The sequence below is a fragment of the Pedobacter cryoconitis genome (genome assembly GCF_003259615.1).
In the GTDB taxonomy this organism is placed as follows: domain Bacteria; phylum Bacteroidota; class Bacteroidia; order Sphingobacteriales; family Sphingobacteriaceae; genus Pedobacter; species Pedobacter cryoconitis.
In genome coordinates this window covers 172307-193130 of record NZ_QLLR01000002.1, presented here as the reverse complement: position 1 = coordinate 193130, position 20824 = coordinate 172307, and the positions used below count along the sequence as shown (strand labels likewise).

At 41.4% G+C, this 20824-nt stretch carries 19 protein-coding genes and 1 riboswitch; of the genes, 13 read left to right on the top strand and 6 right to left on the bottom strand.

Annotated features, from left to right (window positions below; genetic code table 11):
* The 4 genes from LY11_RS03785 to LY11_RS03770 all read right to left on the bottom strand — a co-directional run bounded on the left by LY11_RS03785 (window position 1) and on the right by LY11_RS03770 (window position 5599).
* On the bottom strand, window positions 1-1923 hold the full coding sequence (locus tag LY11_RS03785; RefSeq protein ID WP_111632403.1) for a gliding motility-associated C-terminal domain-containing protein: 1923 nt from the start codon (window positions 1921-1923) through the stop codon (window positions 1-3).
* 291 nt (window positions 1924-2214) lie between these two features.
* Window positions 2215-3480 (bottom strand): peroxiredoxin family protein, encoded by a 1266-nt coding sequence (locus LY11_RS03780; RefSeq protein WP_211321480.1) that lies wholly within the window; start codon window positions 3478-3480, stop codon window positions 2215-2217.
* A 68-nt stretch (window positions 3481-3548) separates the two neighbouring features.
* Complete coding sequence (locus LY11_RS03775; protein ID WP_111632402.1) at window positions 3549-4064, bottom strand: GNAT family N-acetyltransferase; 516 nt, start codon at window positions 4062-4064, stop codon at window positions 3549-3551.
* A gap of 44 nt (window positions 4065-4108) precedes the next feature.
* Window positions 4109-5599 carry a glycoside hydrolase gene (locus LY11_RS03770; RefSeq protein WP_111632401.1) on the bottom strand — a complete coding sequence of 497 codons (1491 nt, stop codon included), beginning with the start codon at window positions 5597-5599 and terminating at the stop codon, window positions 4109-4111.
* A 160-nt stretch (window positions 5600-5759) separates the two neighbouring features.
* Here LY11_RS03770 and LY11_RS03765 point away from each other — a divergent pair, with 160 nt between their 5' ends.
* The 8 genes from LY11_RS03765 (at window position 5760) to LY11_RS03730 (ending at window position 15415) form a co-directional block, all read left to right on the top strand.
* Complete coding sequence (locus LY11_RS03765; protein WP_211321479.1) at window positions 5760-7238, top strand: cobyric acid synthase; 1479 nt, start codon at window positions 5760-5762, stop codon at window positions 7236-7238.
* 4 nt (window positions 7239-7242) lie between these two features.
* Entirely contained in the window at window positions 7243-8256 is a 1014-nt protein-coding gene (locus LY11_RS03760; protein ID WP_111632400.1) for a pyridoxal phosphate-dependent aminotransferase, read from the top strand.
* Window positions 8241-9176, top strand: coding sequence for an adenosylcobinamide-phosphate synthase CbiB (cbiB, locus tag LY11_RS03755; protein ID WP_111632399.1), 936 nt, complete (start codon window positions 8241-8243; stop codon window positions 9174-9176). The genes LY11_RS03760 and cbiB overlap by 16 nt, the downstream gene beginning before the upstream one ends.
* 7 nt (window positions 9177-9183) lie before the next feature.
* On the top strand, window positions 9184-9720 hold the full coding sequence (locus LY11_RS03750; protein ID WP_111632398.1) for an AAA family ATPase: 537 nt from the start codon (window positions 9184-9186) through the stop codon (window positions 9718-9720).
* 44 nt (window positions 9721-9764) lie between these two features.
* Window positions 9765-9944: riboswitch (cobalamin riboswitch) on the top strand.
* Window positions 9945-9971: 27 nt separating this feature from the next.
* Window positions 9972-11141, top strand: coding sequence for an ABC transporter substrate-binding protein (locus LY11_RS03745; RefSeq protein ID WP_211321478.1), 1170 nt, complete (start codon window positions 9972-9974; stop codon window positions 11139-11141).
* A 12-nt stretch (window positions 11142-11153) separates the two neighbouring features.
* Complete coding sequence (locus LY11_RS03740; protein ID WP_111632397.1) at window positions 11154-12182, top strand: iron ABC transporter permease; 1029 nt, start codon at window positions 11154-11156, stop codon at window positions 12180-12182.
* A complete protein-coding gene (locus LY11_RS03735; protein ID WP_111632396.1) occupies window positions 12182-13186 on the top strand; it encodes an ABC transporter ATP-binding protein in 1005 nt (334 codons plus the stop codon). The genes LY11_RS03740 and LY11_RS03735 overlap by 1 nt, the downstream gene beginning before the upstream one ends.
* A gap of 42 nt (window positions 13187-13228) precedes the next feature.
* Window positions 13229-15415: a TonB-dependent receptor gene (locus LY11_RS03730; RefSeq protein ID WP_111632395.1), complete on the top strand. Its 2187-nt coding sequence runs from the start codon at window positions 13229-13231 to the stop codon at window positions 15413-15415.
* A 54-nt stretch (window positions 15416-15469) separates the two neighbouring features.
* On the opposite strand, the gene LY11_RS03725 is transcribed toward LY11_RS03730, so the two are convergent.
* Window positions 15470-16420 (bottom strand): Rpn family recombination-promoting nuclease/putative transposase, encoded by a 951-nt coding sequence (locus LY11_RS03725; protein ID WP_111632640.1) that lies wholly within the window; start codon window positions 16418-16420, stop codon window positions 15470-15472.
* 228 nt (window positions 16421-16648) lie between these two features.
* Here LY11_RS03725 and LY11_RS03720 point away from each other — a divergent pair, with 228 nt between their 5' ends.
* The 5 genes from LY11_RS03720 (at window position 16649) to cobC (ending at window position 20133) form a co-directional block, all read left to right on the top strand.
* Window positions 16649-17242, top strand: coding sequence for a cob(I)yrinic acid a,c-diamide adenosyltransferase (locus LY11_RS03720; protein WP_111632394.1), 594 nt, complete (start codon window positions 16649-16651; stop codon window positions 17240-17242).
* A gap of 3 nt (window positions 17243-17245) precedes the next feature.
* Window positions 17246-17755, top strand: coding sequence for a bifunctional adenosylcobinamide kinase/adenosylcobinamide-phosphate guanylyltransferase (locus LY11_RS03715; protein WP_111632393.1), 510 nt, complete (start codon window positions 17246-17248; stop codon window positions 17753-17755).
* Between the two features lie 67 nt (window positions 17756-17822).
* The gene (gene cobT / locus LY11_RS03710) at window positions 17823-18827 is read left to right on the top strand and encodes a nicotinate-nucleotide--dimethylbenzimidazole phosphoribosyltransferase (protein ID WP_111632392.1); all 1005 of its coding nucleotides are present in this window, start codon (window positions 17823-17825) and stop codon (window positions 18825-18827) included.
* On the top strand, window positions 18827-19624 hold the full coding sequence (locus tag LY11_RS03705; RefSeq protein ID WP_111632391.1) for an adenosylcobinamide-GDP ribazoletransferase: 798 nt from the start codon (window positions 18827-18829) through the stop codon (window positions 19622-19624). The genes cobT and LY11_RS03705 overlap by 1 nt, the downstream gene beginning before the upstream one ends.
* The gene (gene cobC / locus LY11_RS03700; protein ID WP_111632390.1) at window positions 19609-20133 is read left to right on the top strand and encodes an alpha-ribazole phosphatase family protein; all 525 of its coding nucleotides are present in this window, start codon (window positions 19609-19611) and stop codon (window positions 20131-20133) included. The genes LY11_RS03705 and cobC overlap by 16 nt, the downstream gene beginning before the upstream one ends.
* Before the next feature lie 81 nt (window positions 20134-20214).
* Here cobC and LY11_RS03695 read toward each other — a convergent pair whose 3' ends face one another.
* Window positions 20215-20481: a DUF6266 family protein gene (locus tag LY11_RS03695; RefSeq protein ID WP_111632389.1), complete on the bottom strand. Its 267-nt coding sequence runs from the start codon at window positions 20479-20481 to the stop codon at window positions 20215-20217.
* Window positions 20482-20824: the final 343 nt, after the last annotated feature.

The following is a 20824-nucleotide window of genomic DNA, read 5'->3' as shown; positions in this document are numbered from 1 at the left end:
TTACCTTAAAACCGTTAAAGAGCCCGACATTATCTTTTGCCCGTCGTGTAAATCAATTACATAATAATAAACCCCTACAGGCACATACGTACCTTTGTATTTCCCATCCCAGCTCTTTCCATCGCCAGTTCCTGTATAAACTTTCTCTCCATACCTGTTAAAAACCATAACCGCAGCAGCAGGGTAGTTATCCAGTGCCGCAATGTTCCATAAATCATTCACGCCATCCCCATTTGGAGTGATGGTATTCGGGATCACGATTTTCTTCAGTACTTTAATCGTAACATCTGCCGATGCGCCCGTACAACCATCTGCTGACCAGGCAGTCAAAGTATAGGTTACATCCTGAACAGGGGTAGCTACAGGGTTCAGCTTTGCCGGGTCGTCCAGCCCATCAGCAGGTGACCATAGATACTTAACATGATCCCCGGAAATTTCTCCTTCAAGCGTAATCGCTTGTCCTTCAATGATTACACGGTTACGTCCCGCATTTGCCGTTATCTTTTTTAATACCTCTACAGTAACATTCGCCTGCTTTTCACAGGTCCCATTAGAAATAGTCACTGTATATAAAGTAGTTTGAACAGGACTGGCAACCGGATTGGAAATATCAGTAGCTGATAAACCAGTGGCCGGTGTCCAGTTATACTGCGTTCCCCCGGCAGCATGGAGCATGACCGAACTCCCGCTGCAGATCGGCTCGGCAGGATCAACAACCGGAACAGGAAAAGGCAGTACGCTCACTTTGGTCTTTGCAGAAGCCGTACAATTACCCAGCATAGTCGTTACCTGGTAATCACCACTCTGCGTTAAAACAGCGTTTGCAATAACTGGTGATTTTTCTGTTGAACTAAAATTACCCGGGCCAGTCCATAAATAGGGGCCATCCGTACCCGTTACATCCAGGTAGATCGTACCCCCTTCACAAATAGCTAATGTGGACGTTACAACAGGTATTGATAAAGTTTTTACGTGAATGCTGATGGGCTGTGATGCAGTTCTGCAGGCCGGTGAATTAAAGTTGGTAGCTTCAGCTGCCACCAGGCGATATTGAAAATCTCCTGTCTGTAAAGATCCCGCAGCCAGGTTTAATTGTGTGGAGGTTTCCCCATTCAGGTCTGTCCACTGGCCATTTACTGTTTTTTGCCATTGATACTGCAAAGTAGCAGACCCCTGGACATCTGCAGACAAGACTACCCCATCTTCTTTACAAATTGTCTTTTCCGCCTGATTCGTATGGTCTATCATAGTGCTGATTTTAGGTCCGCAGGCTCTGAAAGTAATGTCATCCAGTGCCAGATCATTTCCATCACCTCCCGGTCCATTATTGACGATTCTGATCTTGACCCTGTTCACATTGCTGGTCGTGAATAAAAAGCCATACTGTTTCCAGGTGGATACCGGGTTTTCCGGAATATCTCCGGTCGTGTATGTCCCTAAAAGCTGATCGTCTGGTGTGAGCACCGAGAAAGTCAGGTTCGGCTTTTTACCTGAATAGGTCAGTAAATTTGTTACCCAGGCTGCAAATTCATAAGTCGTGTTCGGGCACAGGTCTGTCTGAATGGCTGTTTCATAGAAAACCCCTGGCTGGTAGCTGGCATTGATCATCATCATATAACCATCCGGATCATTTGGCGTATGATTGACTGTCTTAAACCATGCCCCGCCACCAATACTTTTTACAATGGTATAAGAACCATCGCCCGGATTTAATGAAGCTACATACTGATAATTTGTAGCCGCACCTAAAGCCGGGCCGAAATTATCCGTTCCTCTTCCAAAATCAATACTTACCGCAGGGTCACCTAAACTGCCTGTACAGATCTGTGAAAATACTTTTTGTGGTAAACTTACACTACAATATAAAAGAAGAATATAGATAAATTTATATCCTGGTAATCCACAAAATTGTACAGCTTTCAAGTCCTTTTTTTCTAAATCTGACCGAATCTAATGATAAAATTCATCAATATTATTTGTATGTAATACACTCATTTGTAGTTTTTTATGGTGTAAAATTCAGATGTCTGTCCTTGTAAATAAATGCTAAAACATTATAGTAATTTGGATTCTACAAAAATGTGGACTAAAAGACTTTTGGCCGATATTCCTGAAGGTGGTAAAAAACTCCCTGTAGCTCTAAAAAAAATGGGACACGATGTAAAAACATCGTGTCCCATTTTTCAGCACCGGTGCTGAAGCTATATCGAGCGCTTATTTTTCAAGCAGCTCATTAATCTTTTTCTCAAAAGCTTCCTTATACCTGGTATAATAATCTCCGGTTCCCGGACCGTAAAAGTCTGTGGTAATTTCCGTTACTTTTCCGCTCTTATCTAAAATCAGCGTAGTTGGAAAAACTTTGATTGCTGTAAGCTGCGGTAGCGTTTTTTCCGTATGTAAAGAATCAGAAACCGTTGTCGGGGTAATCAACAAAGGGTATTTTACATTAAATCTTTTTTGAAATTTACGCAAACTTGCCGCAGAACGTTTGAAGTCCGTCGTGTATTCGTAAGCAAGTCCAAGAACTTCTACGCCTTTCTTGCTGTTCTTGTCATAATACTCGCTCAAAAATGCTGTTTCGTCCATGCAGTTCGGGCACCACGAGCCCATTAACTGTATGATCACCACTTTATTTTTAAATCTTTTGTCTGTAATAGAAACCTGTTTTCCGTCAAGATCAGGAAAGCTGAAATTTAAACGGCCATCTTCCCCATCTTTAAGTTTGGTAACCTGCTCAGCAGATAAAGCTGCCTGATCATCTTTTTGCGCAGTCCATACCTCTTTGGAAACCGGGCCGCTATATAAATTACCATTTGTAATCTTGCCCTTATTGATCTTTCCAGTGAATACCATCGCATGGATACCGTCAAAAGTAGAGACTTGAAGTGAATCACCCGTTACTATTCCCGAAAGATAGCGGTAATCACCAGAAGGGGTGAGGATAGACCCGGTCACCTGGTTTCCTTTTTGTGAAAACTGTCCGATTGCTTCCCGCTCAGAATTGTTACTTCTTGTAAAATCAATTTTCCATTTACCATCAGCACTTTCGGTTGCATTTCCCTTTACAGCAGGGAAGCGGTAAGCTTGTTTAGTGGTAGCAGTAAAAGGCATAACAATATCTTTTGAAGTTGTCTTTCTGATCCATGTTCCCGACAGGCTATCTTTTGATATTATCTTTAACCTGAAAGCAGATTCAAAAACCGGCATATTAATAAATACAGAATCCTTAACAATAGTCACATCGTCGGCCAGCATTTTTTCAGGCTCATTGACGATATAGAATACCGTTTTTCCTTTGAGCTGCTGAATATCAAGATTGAAAATAATCTTGTTTCCATCATTCCTTAGCAGTGCAGCGCGCCATGCACCATGCTGAAGAGAAGTCTGCGCAGAAGCGCCAACAGATAAAAGAGTGAATAAACCTATTGCAAGGACCTTTTTGTACCTGTGCATAATTAATTTTGGATCAATTGTTATCATAATACGGCGAATATACTATATGTAATTAAAATCTACTAACTCTGTAGAGTAACAATATCGTCAAATTATCAGGCAGACGGCCTGAGTTCCCATTGAAAAAAGCCTTCATGCGTTCCTTTAAAACTAAACCCAATAGCGCTCAATACTTGTTGTGAACCTGTATTCAGGGGATCACAACTCGCTGTTATCACCAGTAAACCAGGTTGTTGAAATGCCCAGTTGATCAAGCCTTTCACTGCTTCTGTTGCATAGCCGTTACGCCTTGCACTCTCTATTATTCCATAACCCACATCGGCTGCTCCATTTGAATCAGGTAAACCTTTAAAACCCGTATCCCCAATGATCGTGTGATTTTGCTTTTCAATAATCATCCACGATTCAAAACCAGACGGTGAGGGGACCAGGTTCAGTTTATTCATGATTCTGGGCAACGTATCCAGCATATCTTCATCCGGCCATCCCTGAGCTGGTTTTATACCCAGCGCTGTTAAACTGGTCAAATCATCATGCAATAATCCTTCGCAAATGGACCGCGTAAAAGGAATTAAATAAAGTCTTTCTGTGGTTATCTTTTTAAAAGGCATTTTGATCAGGGTATTACAGTAGGTAACATAATGATAATTTCTGGTTATCCTTTAATACCCGTAAAAGTAATCACACCTGAAGCAGGAACCAGTACTTCAAAAATACCATTGGCTTTTACAGCAATGGCATCACCATTCTGCCACCTGATATGACCGGCAGTTGTTTGATAAGAATTAAGCAGTCCGGCATTAAAACCAGTTAACCTTACTTTACAAACCACAGCTTGCTGACCCGGATTGATGGCGACCAAACTGAACTTTCCAGACACAGGGTCCTTATAAGCTGATACCTTTAACGTTGAATTATTCTGCAGTTTGGAATCAAAACGAACATAACCAGGATGAATGGCCCTTGAAAATTGGCCCATTACCTCGTAGGTTTTAGGAAACTCCAGGCTGCCATCACTATTGGTTCCGATCAGTGACTCATTATTTTTAATAGCGAGCATCCCCAGCCAATACACAAAGGCATTGATATTACATTCTGCCAAAAACTTATGTATACTCGTTGCTAATTTAAGGCCACCAGTAATTGTTCCATCATAAGTGCCCCCATCATCCGATGTTTCTGTTAACCAGACCGGTTTATTGCCCGTCGCAAAAGACCAGGGTTTGGGATCCTGGTTGAGTCCGCGTTTGCCAAAAATAAGATCTCCTATTTCCACGTATCCATGTCCCGCTAAAATATTGACATTACTTTTATCCATCCCTGAAAGAAAAGAATTTGCTGTTCCCCAGGCTGCATTCTCAGAAGAAATGATTTTTGTAGCAGTTAATCCGGCGGCATTTAAAGCAGGACGGAGGTTGCCGGAAACAAATTCGCCCAGATGTTTTGCATCCCAATAAGAAGCATCCCAGTCTGAAAATATATTCTCAGGTTCATTCGTTGGCGAAATCGCGTAGAAATTGATGCCCTCATTCTGATAAGCTTTAGTAAACCCGGACAAATAACGTGCGAAATCTGTTGAACAGCATTTAAAATTAAGCCCGTTAAAATTTTTGCCGCTTTCACTCGCAGGATTAGTCTTCATATAAAGCGGTGGTGTCCACGCACTCGCAAACATAATTGGCAATTGATAACGCTCTTTAGCCTTTTTCAGGATCCATAACTGACCGATTTGTTCCTTTTCATCTGCTGTCAGCTTTTGATAAGCAGCGCTGTTTACATCCATATCAATATCAGCACCAGCAGGTTTGATGCTCACCACGCCATTCTGTTTATCAAAAGGATAACTGCGGATAATTTTTCCGCGGATGATCGTCAGCTGCAGACCCTTTTGTCCCCATAACTGATCCATGATACTATCGCGTTTTGGAGATTCGAAAAAAGGAGTAATTCTGCCACCAAATGCACCAAATCCTTCTATCTTTTGGTAGGTTTTATCCCAGGACAAAGTAATATCCGCGGTATCCCTGGCAATTTCTACTGCATCATTTTTTACTGAACTGGTTTTTTGCTGCTGCAGTACATGGTCCTTCTTGCAGGATAAAGCCAGTAAGACTGGCAGAGTCATCATTAAAATTGATCTTTTCATGGTTAAATTATTGTTTTTCAAGTATCAGGTGTAGTTGTTAATTGAACATTAAGATAATGGAAAGGAATTAGATTTTACTGATCAGCAGTATCAGGATTTGCCAGCTGAGGAGAATAAATTGCATTGTTAAGCTCTGATAAATTGTGTAAGCTTGCAATCCATGGAAAATCAAAGGAAGCTCAGGCCAGTTATGTTTGTTGGAACCTCATCTGATGTAGGTAAAAGTGTAATTACTGCCGGATTCTGCCGGATCTTTAAGCAAGACGGCTATACACCAGCACCCTTTAAAGCGCAGAATATGTCACTTAATAGTTATGCTACTCCCGAGGGCCTGGAAATAGGGCGCGCACAGGCCGTACAAGCAGAAGCTGCCGGGATTCCCTGCCATACTGATATGAACCCTGTGTTGCTTAAACCCACAAATGATCAAACTGCACAAGTGATCCTGAACGGAAAATCAATAGGCAATCAAAGCGCAAAAGAATACTTTTTATCAAATGATCGTGCTACGCTTTTTGAAGAAGTTAAACGCGCTTATCAAAGGCTGGCCTCCCGTTATTCACCTATCGTGATGGAAGGAGCGGGGAGTATCTCTGAATTGAACCTCAAAAAAAGGGATATTACCAATATGAGGATGGCTATAGCAGCCGGCGCAGCAACTTACCTGGTTACAGATATTGATAAAGGTGGTATTTTTGCCAGTCTTTATGGAACGATGCAATTGCTGGAACCAGAAGAAAAAGTATGTATTAAAGGTATTATTATCAATAAATTCCGAGGCGACCCGGATCTTTTCCAAGAGGGGAAAAAGATGATTGAAGATTTGTGCGGAGTTCCGGTCATCGGAATTATTCCTTACTTCAAGGATATTTTTATCGAAGAAGAAGATGCCGTTTCTCTGAAACTGAAAAGAAATCAACCTGTGGCAGGTAAAGTCAATATTGCGGTAGTTTTGCTAAGCAGGATGTCTAATTTTACTGATTTTGACCGTTTGGATAAAGATAGCCGCGTCAATCTTTATTATACCCATACTGCAGCAGGAATTGCTCAGGCAGATATTGTGATTCTGCCCGGCAGTAAAAATACCATTGAAGATCTGATTGAGCTCCGGGAGAACGGGCTTGCAACAGCGATTATCCTGGCGCATCAAAATGCAAAAACGGTAATTGGCATCTGCGGAGGCTATCAAATGATGGGTAAAACTATTCAAGACCCCGGGCAAATAGAGTCAGTTGCAGGAGAAGCTGAAGGCCTGGGTATTTTACCCGTAGAAACCACAATACTTGGAGAAAAAACCACCAGGCAATGTAGTTTTACGTACCGTAATTTCGCTGAAAACTGTATAGGATATGAGATCCACATGGGGGAGACTAAAGTTCAGGGAGCACCACAACCTGTCGCTTATTTAGTAGAAAACCATACTGATGGTTATTTTTTATCAGAAAAATGCTGGGGCTCGTACCTTCACGGCATTCTGGATAACCAGGTAGTCATCAATGATTTGGTTGCCCCTTATACCGATTTGCAAGTACCCTATGTAGATTATCTGGAATTCCGCAGTGAACAATATGATAAATTAGCTGTATTGTTAAGAGAAAATCTGGATATTGAACAGGTATATCAGCATATAAAAGATTAATCAAATGTTTCAGGGACACGGAGACGATGGATATTTACATCAGCAAACATTAGCAGCCGACTTTAGTACAAACGTATGGTACGGAGGAGCGCCAAAAGGTTTAAAAGAACACCTTTTTACACAATGGGACCACGTACAGCGCTATCCTGAAGTCCTGGCAGAAAGCCTTACTCAAAAGATAGCTGCTTGCTATGGGTTTGAAGCCGAAAATATATTAGTCACCAATGGCAGTACTGAAAGTATCTATTTGGTTGCCCAGGCTTTTAAAAATGGGAAATCCACGATAACCATTCCAGCTTTTGCAGAATATGAAGACGCTTGCAAAATGTTCGGCCACCATGTAAATCTGCTGCACTGGGAGGAACTGCAAACCGGGATTTCTGCTGATACCGGATTACTGTTTATCTGTAACCCGAATAATCCTACCGGAGCGGTTTTTAAAGAGTTGGAAACCTTAATCTTTAAACATCCTGAGGTGCTGTTTGTTGTTGATGAAGCTTTTATTGAATTTACTTTATCGATTACTTCAGTGCTCCCTTTAATTGAAAAATATAGCAACCTGATTGTTTTACGCTCTATGACCAAAGCTTATGCTATTCCGGGTTTAAGGTTAGGTTATATAGCTGCCAATGCTGCCCTGATTGATCGGTTAAGAACTTTTAAATTACCATGGGCAGTGAATGCAATGGCAATAGCAGCCGGTCATTTTATTTTTGATCATATTCATACCCTACAAATCCCGCTAAATCAATTGTTAACAGACCGGGATGAATTTATTAAAAAACTGGAAGGCAGTCCGTTGAAAGTCTATCCCAGCCATACTCACTTTTTTCTGGCCACTATAAATCAGCATACTGCTGCGATATTAAAACAGTTTTTACTAAAAGAATTTAATATATTGATCCGTGATGCAGGAAATTTCAGAGGGCTTACCGAAAAACATATCCGTATCGCCACTTTAAATCCAAATAAAAATCAATTGCTGCTCAATGCTTTAGCCGAATGGAAACCTATATAATCATTGTAATTCCCTTGCTTGCAGGTTATCTGCTGGATTTGATCTTTGGTGACCCTGAAGGGTTACCACATCCTGTCCGGTTTTTTGGCAGCCTGATTACTTTCGGCGAGCAACACTTCAATCAGGGGAAGTTCCGGTTTATTAAAGGAATGATCCTGACGCTGGTTTTATGCTCAGGAACATTTTTAGTCTTTTACGGCGCAATTCATTTTATGCTGAGTCACAGCGTGCCCGTATACTTCCTTTTTGCCACTGCCTTTGTCTATTATGCCATGGCAAATAAAGGGCTCATTACAGAAGGTAAGCAAGTTTTTGATACTTTGAAATATAAAGGGCTCGAAGCCGGGCGGAAGCGCTTATCCCGTATTGTAGGGAGAGATACCTCTAATCTGGACGAACAACAGATCCGTGTGGCCGTGTTTGAAACCATGTCAGAGAACCTGAGTGACGGCGTTATTGCCCCTTTATTTTTCTACTTTATAGCCGGTGTTCCTGGTATGCTGACTTATAAAATGATTAATACGCTGGATTCTATGATTGGTTACCGCAGCGAAAAATATGAGTATTTTGGGAAATTTGCAGCACGTCTGGACGATGTGGCAAACTTTATTCCTGCAAGGATCACAACAATACTGATGCTGATGGTAACTTTTAGTCTGCGGGGCTGGCAATATGTGTTAAAATACGGACATCAGCATAAAAGCCCGAATGCGGGTTATCCTGAAGCGGCACTCGCCGGTATTCTGGACGTGCAATTTGGCGGCCCGAATGTTTACCATGGAATATTGGTGAACAAACCACTGATCGGCAGCAATAGCCGGGAGATTAAACATGAAGAATTTAAAATAGTGAGCAGCATCAATCAAGGTGTTTGTTTGCTCATGGTCTTGTCCATCAGCATTTATTTCTTTCAGCTCTAATTATACCATGACCAGTTCAGCACCAAAATATATTATTAGCGGGGGCCCGGGTTCAGGGAAAACGACTTTAATAAACGGATTAAAGCAACAAGGATATTTTTGTGCTGAAGAAATATCCAGAAAAATGATTATTCAGGAAACAGCGAAGGGATCATTCTGTTTACCCTGGATTGATATTTCCTGTTTTTCAGCGAAAGTTTTGCAGGAAATGATTGTTTCCTGGAATCAGGCCCCTACCGATAACTTGGTTTTTTTCGACCGTGCTATCCCTGATATTATCGCCTATCTGCAGGTTGCTGAAGTACCAGTTCCAGCAGAATATTATTCCGCTTTAGCAAGTTATCCTTACCACAAACAGGTTTTTATACTCCCGCCATGGGAAGCTATTTATGTGAATGACAGCGAGCGCTGGCAAACCTTTGAAGAGGCTGTTGTCATTAATAAGGCTATCCGGAAGGCTTATCTGGACTGCGGATTTGAGCTTATTGATGTTCCCAAAAACTCACAGACAGAGCGCGTTGCATTTATCCTCGATTTTATCTAGGTTTGCATTCTTAAGGCTGCATTTTAGCGAAGCACCTGTTTCAGGCAAATTAAAACCTGAACAGTCGCCAGTAAAAATGCTTTAAGGGAATCCCGGCGCAAATCCGGAACAGTCTCCGCTGCTGTAAACCTCGTTATTGAACTGCTATAAAAGCCACTTTCGTAAAGAAGGGAAGGTTGCCAGTTTGAGGAAGTCAGAAGACCTGCCTTATCAATAGTTATTAAATGCTTTCGGAAGAAAGGCTAAACTTTATGATGAAAAAAATGAATTCTCGTTCATTCAGAGGGATATTCCCCTGTCTGATAGTTTCTCTGTTGCTGATTACCTCCTGCAAGCAGAACCAGTCTGGTCAAAAGCATACCTCCGCAAAAACCGGCAGTGCAACGATCAAGTATGCCAAAGGCTTTAATATCGATTATTATGATGACTATAAACTGGTCAGCATCTATTCTGGGATGGGCCCCCATGCAGATACCGTTCAATACGTATTGTTAGCTAAAGGGGCGAAGGCACCTGAAGGTTTTAAAAAAGCACAGCTGATACAAATTCCCGTTCAAAGTTTAATAGCCATGTCATCTATGCACATTGCACTGGCTGATTTTGCAGGTGCAGCAAATGCAATCACAGGTTTAGGGAGCTTACAATATGTAAGTTCACCAACGGTAAGAAAGAACATAGCTGCGGGTAAAGTCAAAGAAGTCGGCATAGACGGCACTATGAACGATGAAATGCTGATTAGTATGAAACCGGGGCTGGTGATGGTGATGGGAAGTCCGGATGCTAAATTCAGTAAATACGAAACACTGACCGGGGCAGGCGTACCTGTTATGCTGAACTCTGAATGGTTGGAAACCACGCCCCTTGGCCGGGCAGAATGGGTTAAATTAATGGCCGCCCTGATGGACAAAGAAGAGTACGTCAATACTAAATTTGATGCAGTCGAGAAAGAATATCACCGTTTGGCAGCTATAGGTAAAAAAGCGGTCACTAAACCTAGTCTGGTTTGCGGTATGCCTTATAAAGGGACATGGTATGTGCCAGATGGTGATAGCTATATGGTTCAATTTCTGAAAGATGCCGGTACCAATTATAAATGGGCAAATGTCCACGGAAAAGGCAGTTTACCACTTAATTTTGAAACTGTTGCTCCAGTTGCACTTCAGGCAGATTTTTGGCTGAACGTGGGAACAGTAGACAGTAAAAATGATATTAAAGCAATTGACAGCCGTTACACAGACTTTAAGCCATTCAAGGACAGCCATATCTTTAACTTCAATAAAAAGGTAAATGACATTGGTTCCAATGATTATTGGGAATCCGGAGCTGTTAATCCACAGCTGATCTTAGGTGACTTAATCAAGATCTTTCATCCCGGATTACTACCGGATCACCAGCTGGTTTACTACAAGCAATTGAATTAATTCTTTAAGAAATTGAACAAGATAAAAGTTTTAGTACTGTTAGTCATATTATTTGTGGCTTTCCTGCTTGATGTAGCCCTCGGTTCCGTCCATATTCCTTTGAAGGACGTGATTAAAGTTTTATTTACCCCGGATGCCGGAAATGATACCTGGGTTTATATCATTGAAAAAATCAGGCTTCCTAAAGCGCTGACAGCTATTATTGTAGGTTGTGGGTTATCGGTAAGCGGCTTACAAATGCAAACACTTTTCCGTAATCCGCTTGCAGGCCCCTCTGTTTTAGGGATAACCGCAGGAGCTAGTTTAGGCGTGGCGCTGGTTATGCTTTCCGCAGGAAGTATTACGAGTTTATATACGATTAAAGAGCTGGGTATTTCCGGAAGCTGGTTAATTATTGTAGCTTCTTCTTTAGGCGCAGCACTGATTATGATACTGATCGTCTCCATTTCCTCTTCTTTAAAAGACAATGTGATCGTCCTGATTGTTGGGGTAATGATTGGCAATATCACCCTCTCTGTAATTAGTATCTGGCAGTATTTTAGCTCGCCCGAACTGATTAAAGACTACCTGCTCTGGACTTTTGGCTCTTTGGGCGGGGTAACAGGCTCGCAGTTGCTCATACTGGCGGTAGTCGTTTTTGCAGGCTTACTAATTTCATTTTTGTCTTCTAAATTACTTGATGCTTTACTGCTGGGCGACAATTACGCCAGGAGTATGGGGCTGACCGTAAAACGTGCGCGGATTCTCATTATTGGCAGTACAAGTATTCTGGCAGGAGGGATCACTGCTTTTTGCGGCCCAATCGGATTTATTGGTATAGCAGTACCGCATTTAGCAAGAGCTTTGTTTAATACTTCGAGTCATCGTATTTTAATTCCTGCCTGCTGTCTGATCGGAACTGTCCTGATGCTGATTTGTGATCTGGTTGCGCAGTTGCCAGGAAGCCAGACTGTTTTACCTATTAATGTAATTACTGCATTAGTAGGCTCACCTGTTGTGATCTGGATTATTGCAGGGCCTACTAAATTAAGAGGATTCTAATGGAAGCGCAAACTACCTTGTTATATACCTCAGGCTTAACCATCGGTTACCAGGCAGGAAAAGGGAAGACTAAAGTCATTTCCGGACCCCTGGATTTAGAACTTCATGCAGGGCAGCTCATTTGCCTTTTAGGGCCGAACGGCTGCGGTAAATCTACACTGCTGCGAACAATATCCGGATTACAAAATCCGCTGAAGGGTGAAATTAACTTAGACGGAGCGGCACTTCACCAATTGAAACCAGCGCAGGTGGCAAAAAAAATAAGCCTGGTCTTAACTGATAACGTCAGAGCTGGTAACCTGGATGTTTATTCGCTCATTTCATTGGGGCGCTATCCTTATTCAGGATGGTTAGGTATTTTGACTGAACAAGATAAACAGGTGATCGATCAGGCTATAAAAGCTACAGATACCGGAGCTTTTATCGGTAGAAAAATGGACAGCCTGAGTGATGGAGAATGTCAGAAAGTGATGCTGGCCAGGGCAATGGCGCAAGATACACCGCTGATTATCCTCGATGAACCTACTGCTCACCTTGATTTACCCAGCCGGATACAACTGATGCGTTTGCTGCACCAGTTAGCCAAAGAAACTAACAAAGCAATTTTGCTTTCTACACATGAACTTGATTTAGCTCTGCAGGTTGCCGACCAGATCTGGCTGATGAGCAAAGGCGGACAGCTGGATGCCGGATTACCAGAAGAACTGGTTTTGAACGGAGCTTTCCAGCATGCTTTTGATAAGGACGGGATTGCCTTTGATGCGGCGAGCGGCACCTTTAATATTCATCATGCAGGGAAACGCAATATCAAAGTGACAGGGGAGGGCGTTGCTGCCTTCTGGACTAAAAAAGCTTTGGTCAGAAATGGCTTTAGTATATCTGCAGCAGCTGATGATCTGATGGTTACTGTGAGCGGTGAAGGAGCAGATACGCTTTGGACCGTACAAAAAAATAAGGAGCTAGTTGCTTATACTTCGTTGCGTGGGTTTCTCCATACGCTATAATATTCCGATCCTTTCTTTCGAAAACACACCAAGACTAATTATATGAATAAAAATTTACCTTTATCATTTAGAAACCTGCTGATAGGCACGGTTTTACTCAGCAGTTCTGCGATGGCGCAGGAAAAAAAAGCTGATTCCATTAAAACAAACGCCCTTGATGAAGTGGTGGTCACCTCTTCAAGGACAGAGATTAAAAGACGGCATGTACCCCAAAGTATGACGGTAATCAATAAAGCCGTTATCGACATGACCTCTTCGCAGGAAGTAACTGATCTGTTGAAAAAGAATTCTTCCATCAGTATTGTACAATATCCAGGCTTGTCTTCTGGAATTGGTATTCGTGGTTTCAGGCCACAAACAAGCGGTCTGAATCAGCGTTCCTTATTATTGGTAGACGGCCGCCCGGCAGGTACAGTAAGTATTGCCACGATCAATCCATCAGATATTGAGCGTATTGAAGTACTAAAAGGGCCTGCTTCTGCTTTATATGGCTCATCGGCTATGGGCGGGGTGGTGAATATCATTACTAAAAAATCTTCAGGAGATATTCATGGAAATGTTTTTGCTGAATATGGATCTTATGAAACGACTAAATTAGGCGCTTCAGCGGGAGGAAATATCACGAAGCAATTAGACTTTGATCTGTCTTTCCTGAATTACGACAGAGCTAAAAACATGAAATTAGGGAATGGCAATTTATTCAGAAAGATGCTGGGTGCCAATTCTGCACTTTATAATTATACCACTGGTCCTGTTGAAATGGATGATAAACGTTCTGATGGATTAAGAAGGGACTATACGAAACTGAACTACAATACAGGAAGTTTGAGATTAGGTTATCAGTTTGATGCCAACTGGAGACTGGATGTTCGCGGAGAACGCTTTGTAGCGAAAAATGTAGAATCTCCAAGTGATATACAATTTGGAAACGGACAACCGAGTACAAAAGATATTGAACGTCACAATGAGGAGGCAACGCTTTCGGGTACTATCGATCAGCACCATTTAACTTTGAAAGGCTATACTTCACAAGAAAATAACCTGAACAATACTTTATTGACTGTAAATGGACTTGTGGCACCTTATGCTTCTTATAAAAGTACGACCAGCTGGAAAGGTATACAAGCAAAAGATGCTTATCAGTTAGGAAATCATTCCGTCGTTTTTGGTCTGGATTACAGCAATGCCTCAACGCGCTCCCAGTCTTTTAACCCTAATGGCTCTGAATCTGCTCCGTATTCTCCAAATTATAGTCTTTCCTCTGCTGCGGCTTATATTCAGGGACAATTAAATTTCCTGGACAATAAATTAATCATTAACCCAGGTGTACGTTTAGATCTGATTACCTATGACGTGAAACAAACTCCATTGTTAACTACTTATGCAGCTGGTAAAAAAACAAATCCTTTCTTTAGTCCGAGTCTGGCTGCTCAATATTCGCTCAACAAGCTATTTACTGTACATGCAACCACAGGACGTGCTTTTGTAACGCCGGATGCTTACAATGTAGCTGGTTACTCTGAAAAAGTTAATGCTGGTAAAGCGAGTGTGATCCAGGGAAATGCTAACCTGAAAAATGAAAATAGTATTTCATGGGATGCAGGTCTGAGATTCAATAAATCAGACTGGGGACTGACCGCTGATTTTACTTATTATAATACCTATGTTAAGGATAGGATCACCACGCAGACTACCGTACCGGTGCCAACTGAAACTACACCAAGCGGTTTTCCGATCAGCAGCCGTATGACCTATATCAATGCAAACAAAGCAAATATCAATGGATTTGAAGCTGAGGTGGCATGGGATTTCGGAACACTGACAGCAAAGGACTATTCTTTAAAAGTTTTTGGTAATGCGACTAAGTCATCAAAAGCTAAAGAGGTTACTATTGCAGCAAATGGTACTGAATCGACTAAGGATATTTATAACGTACCTAACTTCACTGCAAGTTATGGTTTTGAGTTCAACAACCTGAAAGGACTTGACTTAAGATTAAGCGGCAGATACGTTGGTAAACGTAAGGACACTGATTTTAATGATCCTCAATTTCCTGAAATTGTTTATCCTGAATTTATGACGGCAGATTTTTCAGCCAGTTATACTTATAAAAAGAGACATACGGTTACATTTCTTGTGAATAACCTGACAGATGAGAATTATTATGAAAAACGTGGGTTTAATCTTGCAGGCAGGAATTTTGCGCTGAGATATAATATCAGTTTCTAAAATAATTGCTGTTGAAAAGGATACTATGTTGATCATAGTATCCTTTTTTGTGTTTTAAAGGCTTTCTATTTCTTCCATGGAGAGCGCAGTAAAACCGGCAATTTTATCCGGATCAAAATTTTCTTCTTTCATTTTTCTTGCGATAGCCAGTGCAGTTTCGTGTTTTCCCTGCAGCAGCCCCTTTTCCAATCCTTCGTCCCTTCCCTGTTCCAAACCCTGTTGTAAACCCTTTTCTAAACCTTGTTCTAAACCCAATTCCAATCCTTTTTCCGTCCCTTTGCGTTCTGCAAATTTAATCCGGCCGTAATCATCTTCTTCCCGCTGTAAAATCGAGTCGTGTATAAATTGTTGTTCTGGTGATAGTTTTTTCATTTCAGCGATATTAAAGATTTTTTCAAAAACACGTTTATCCAGATACTTAGGAATCTGATTCAGGCTGTGCATGTGTTTAAGCAGATAAACCCATTTGTCCAGTTCATTTTCCAGTTCATCTTCTTTCTTCTCAAACTTAGGCAGTTCCAGGAACTTAAATCCCAGTCCATTGTGGAATACTTTACCAGTCCCTGTGTTCATCAGTGAAATGCTTTGCAAATAATGGTCACTCAGGCAGTTTTTCATGTTAAAATCCAGTATTGCAACCAGGAAAACCTCTTTCAGTTTCACATCCCATTGCCGGTTACCCTTTCGCTTTTGCTGGTGGATCAGGCGGCTCAGGTAAAAAATGCAGCGGTCCTCAAAATTATCATGGTCTGCCCGCTGCATTTCTACAATGAACTGCTCGCCCTGGTCCCCGGTACATAACAAATCGAAGAAGACTTTTTTATGCGCCTTGTCCTCCCCGGCAAGTTCAGTTGGGTTATAGACAATATCGGTAATGTGTTTTTCTCCCTCAAACAGTGCGTTTAAAAAGGCAATCATGATCTCTTTGTTAGGTTCACCGCCAAAAAGATGTTTGAATCCAAAATCTGATAATGGATCAATGTATTTATTTGTACTAGCTGACATAATTCTTAATGATTTAAAGCAAGCTACCTCTGTTTTATATTTAAAAGGTAATAAATATCTTAATTGTGAATAAATAATTTTTTCAGGCAATTTGTCTCCTTGCGGACTTCTGTTCAATTTGCAATGCCCGGGTACCGAAGGACGCTTTCTGGATTTTATTTGTTAAAATTGTGCTGCTGATCAGCCGGAAGATTATCCGGATAGCTTGTCACCATTAAAAACAAACTCATGAAGATATATACTAAAAAAGGAGATAAGGGAACCACCGGGCTTTTTGGAGGGAAACGTGTAGATAAAGACGATGTACGGGTAGAATGTGTAGGGACGCTTGATGAGGTCAATTCTACTATAGGCATGCTCAGAGTGAAACTCGGTACTACCCATGAATGGCAAACTAACCTGCATAAAATTCAGAAAGACCTGATGGATATGATGTCCCACCTGGCACGTCCGTCTGATGCGGCAAAAATCAATACCAATCCAATGCCTGCCGATGGCCCGGTATTTTGTGAAACATGGATTGATGAACTGGAAAACGCAATGACCCATCCTTCAGATTATTTCATTCTGCCTGGAGGGAACGAGATTTCTGCGCTTTGCCATATGGTCAGAACACAAATGAGAAGAGGCGAAAGAAGATTGGTCAGTCTGATTAAAACAGATGAAGTTGATGACACTATTCCTGCGTATATCAACCGTTTATCTGATTTATTTTTTACGCTGTCACGCGCTGAAATGGATAAGGCGGGTGTAGCAGAAGAGAAATGGCAACTATTTCTTTATAAGCGATTTAAGAATACTGATCCAGCCGTAAAACCTTAACCTATGCTGATTTTTATCACAGGAGGAGTGCGCAGCGGTAAAAGTGGCTATGCACAGCAGCGGGTAAAAGAACTTTGTTCCGATCCGGTATATGTGGCGACTGCTAAAATATGGGATGATGATTTTCAGGAAAGAGTAAAACGGCATCAGGATGACCGCGGGCCAGAATGGACAAATTTTGAAGCTTACCGTGATTTACACCTTTTACCCTTGCAGGGACGTTTTGTAGTGATTGATTGTGTAACGTTATGGTTAACTAATTTCTTTATGGACCACAATAACGATATTGATCTTGCACTGGCTGACTTCAAAAAGGAAATTGATCAGCTGCTTGAAATGCCCGGTACTTTTTTTATAATTTCCAATGAACTCGGGATGGGGTTACATGCGGATACTCCGATAGGACGTAAATTCGCTGATCTTCAAGGTTGGGCAAACCAATATGTGGCAGCAAAAGCCGATCAGGCCGTATTTATGGTGTCAGGACTTCCTTTGTTTTTGAAACAATACTAAGTATATTGGAAACTGTTTTAAAATTAAAAATGCTTAAAACAGGAAATTGCCAATTTGATAAAAATATATGATCATTGAAGATTTAAAAATATTAATAGATAACAAAACGAAGCCTCCGGGATCTTTGGGCGTACTGGAAGACCTTGCCTTGCAAATAGGCTCAGTATTGGGAACAACGAGCCCGCAACTCCTCAAACCTCACCTGGTTGTTTTTGCAGCAGACCATGGAATTGCTAAAGAAGGAGTCAGTGCCTTTCCCCAGGAAGTAACCCGGCAAATGGTGTTTAATTTTCTTGACGGAGGGGCTGCAATCAATGTTTTTTGTAAACAGCATGCGATCATTCTCCAGGTGGTTGATGCAGGAGTGAATTATGATTTTAAAGATGGATTACCATTGGGTGACGGAAAAATTGCCAAAGGGACTTCGTCCTTTTTACACGGCCCTGCAATGACTAACTTTCAAGCAGAACTTTGTTTATTAAAAGGGGAGGCCGTAGTGGCTGAGATAGCTGCCAAAGGATGTAATGTGATCGGTTTCGGAGAAATGGGCATCGGTAATACTTCCAGCGCTGCGGTACTGATGAGTTTAATTTGTGATTTACCACTCTCAGATTGTATTGGCAGAGGTACAGGATTAAATGATGAGCAGCTGCTTAAAAAACAGCAGATTCTGGAACAGGCAGTTGCTAACTATAAAGGAGATCATGACATTTTTAAATTGATGGCCTATTTCGGTGGATTTGAATTGCTGGAAATGACAGGTGCTATACTGGCCGCAGGGAAAAGAAAAATGATCGTCATGATAGACGGGTTCATTGCAACGGCAGCTTATCTTTGTGCTTATCATATAGATCAAAGTATAAAAAACAATGCTGTTTTCTGCCATGAGTCTGAGGAAAAAGGACACCGTTTATTATTATCTTACCTTGGTGCAAAGCCTTTGTTAAGCCTTCATCTGCGTTTGGGAGAGGGTACTGGTTGCGCACTAGCTTATCCGCTGCTTAAAAGTGCGGTGAACTTTTTAAATGAAATGGCTAGTTTTCAAAGTGCGGCGATTTCTAATAAATCCTGATGAATCAAGAACTAAAACTCTTTTTTACTGCCTTATCTTTCTATTCCAGGTTACCCGGGCCAGCTTACGTACATCAGGACAACTCCCATAACCTGCCAGATTCGATCCGTTATTTACCTGTTGTAGGCTGGATTATCGGGCTGGTTACTGCGGGTGTTTTTATTGGCGCAACTTACCTGTTTGGTGAGGCCTTAGCAATTTTACTGGCTATGGTAGCTTCTGTTTTGTTAACGGGAGGCTTTCATGAAGATGGTTTTGCGGACGTATGTGATGGCTTTGGAGGCGGATGGGCAAAAGAGAAAATTCTGACGATCATGAAAGACAGCCGTTTAGGTACTTACGGTGTGGTCGGTTTGATTTTATTAATGGGGCTTAAATTCGCTGCTTTAATGCAGTTATTTACCGAAACCTTCATCGCTGCAAATGTCATCACTATTGCCGGATTATTTATAGTGGCACACTCCCTGAGCAGATTTGCGGCAATCACACTGGTTTTTAACCATAACTATGCCCGTATTGAAGAAAGTAAAGCAAGCGGCGCAGTAGCTAAAGGTAGCGTGATGAACCTGGTTATTGCCGGTGTTTTTACCCTGATCCCACTGATTGGGTTAACAGTTTACCTGGGTCAGCCTCTGCTATTACTGCTGGTAATCCCTGTACTGCTTTTTAGTTTTTATCTGGGCGCTTATTTTAACAAATGGATTGGCGGATATACTGGTGATTGTCTGGGCGCAGTACAGCAGCTTACTGAAGTGACAGTTTACTTAACTTATATTTTGATATGGAAGTTTATCTGATCCGGCACACCACTCCGCTCATTTCCAAAGGATTGATTTATGGCCGGATGAATGTTCCAGTTGCCGAAAGCTTTGCACAGGAGAAGCAGGCAGTGCTGCAGCAAATTCCAGCTGATCTGGATAAAGTGTATTCGAGTCCTTCTTTCAGGTGCCAGGTAATGGCTGCTGAGATTTCGGCAGCTTATGTGCAAAATGAAGCCTTATATGAACTGAATTTTGGAGATTGGGAAGGGGATACCTGGGATACCATAGACCGGACTGAATGCGGGATCTGGATGGAAGATTTTGTAAACCTTGCTCCACCTAATGGAGAAACCATGCTGGAAATGGAGCATAGGGTAATGTCATTCCTGAAGGAAGTTTTACTACAGCCTTTTCAAAAGGTCGCAATAGTCACTCATGGTGGGGTAATCCGAGTCATTCTGGCACATTACCGCCAGATCGCTCTAAAAGATTCTTTTAGCTTAAAAATTGAAATGGGAGAGGTTTTCAGGCTTTCTATTTCCTGAAGCACAAAGCGTTTAATTTGTACTTAGTTTAAAAAGCTTCCGCAATAAATGCTTTTTGAAACCTCATCGCTCATGACATCTTTAAAGGCTATAATTGGCAAAGAAATGCTGGTATTCCTGGTTATATAACAGGATCATGGTTCTGTCATTCGGAGAAGCCAAACCTGTTTTATCTTCATCCCAGGTAAAATTAAAGGTATTGTTTGCGACTTTTACCACTACATTTTCCGGTTTAACCAGTTCTCCGTCTGCAACCAGTATAGTATCCCAGTTAATCTGTTGCTCAGGAAACTCCCCTTTAATGGCATGCTTCATATTCACAGACTTAGCAGCATTGTTTGCAGACATGTCCTGAGCTTTAAATATTGGCTTGTTTTTGTAATAAAACTACCTGTTTCGAGATTTGTATTTTTGAGACAGCTGACCCTGGTTTCTCCAAAGATTTGTGCGTAAATTGCTATTGCCATCCAGATTTATCTACAGGCTGCTCTTAATTCTATTGCCAATCTTTTAATTCTACAATTACGCGCTAATACTCAGTCAGCAGCTCCAAAAAACAATGAAATTCTGGATGGCATTTTTAAAGCATATTAGTTGCTTGGTTATCTGGTTTTTAAATGATTTTTTAAAAGTAAAAAATGAGATATTGACACAATATGTACAATTAACGCCCTATTTATCTATATTTTGC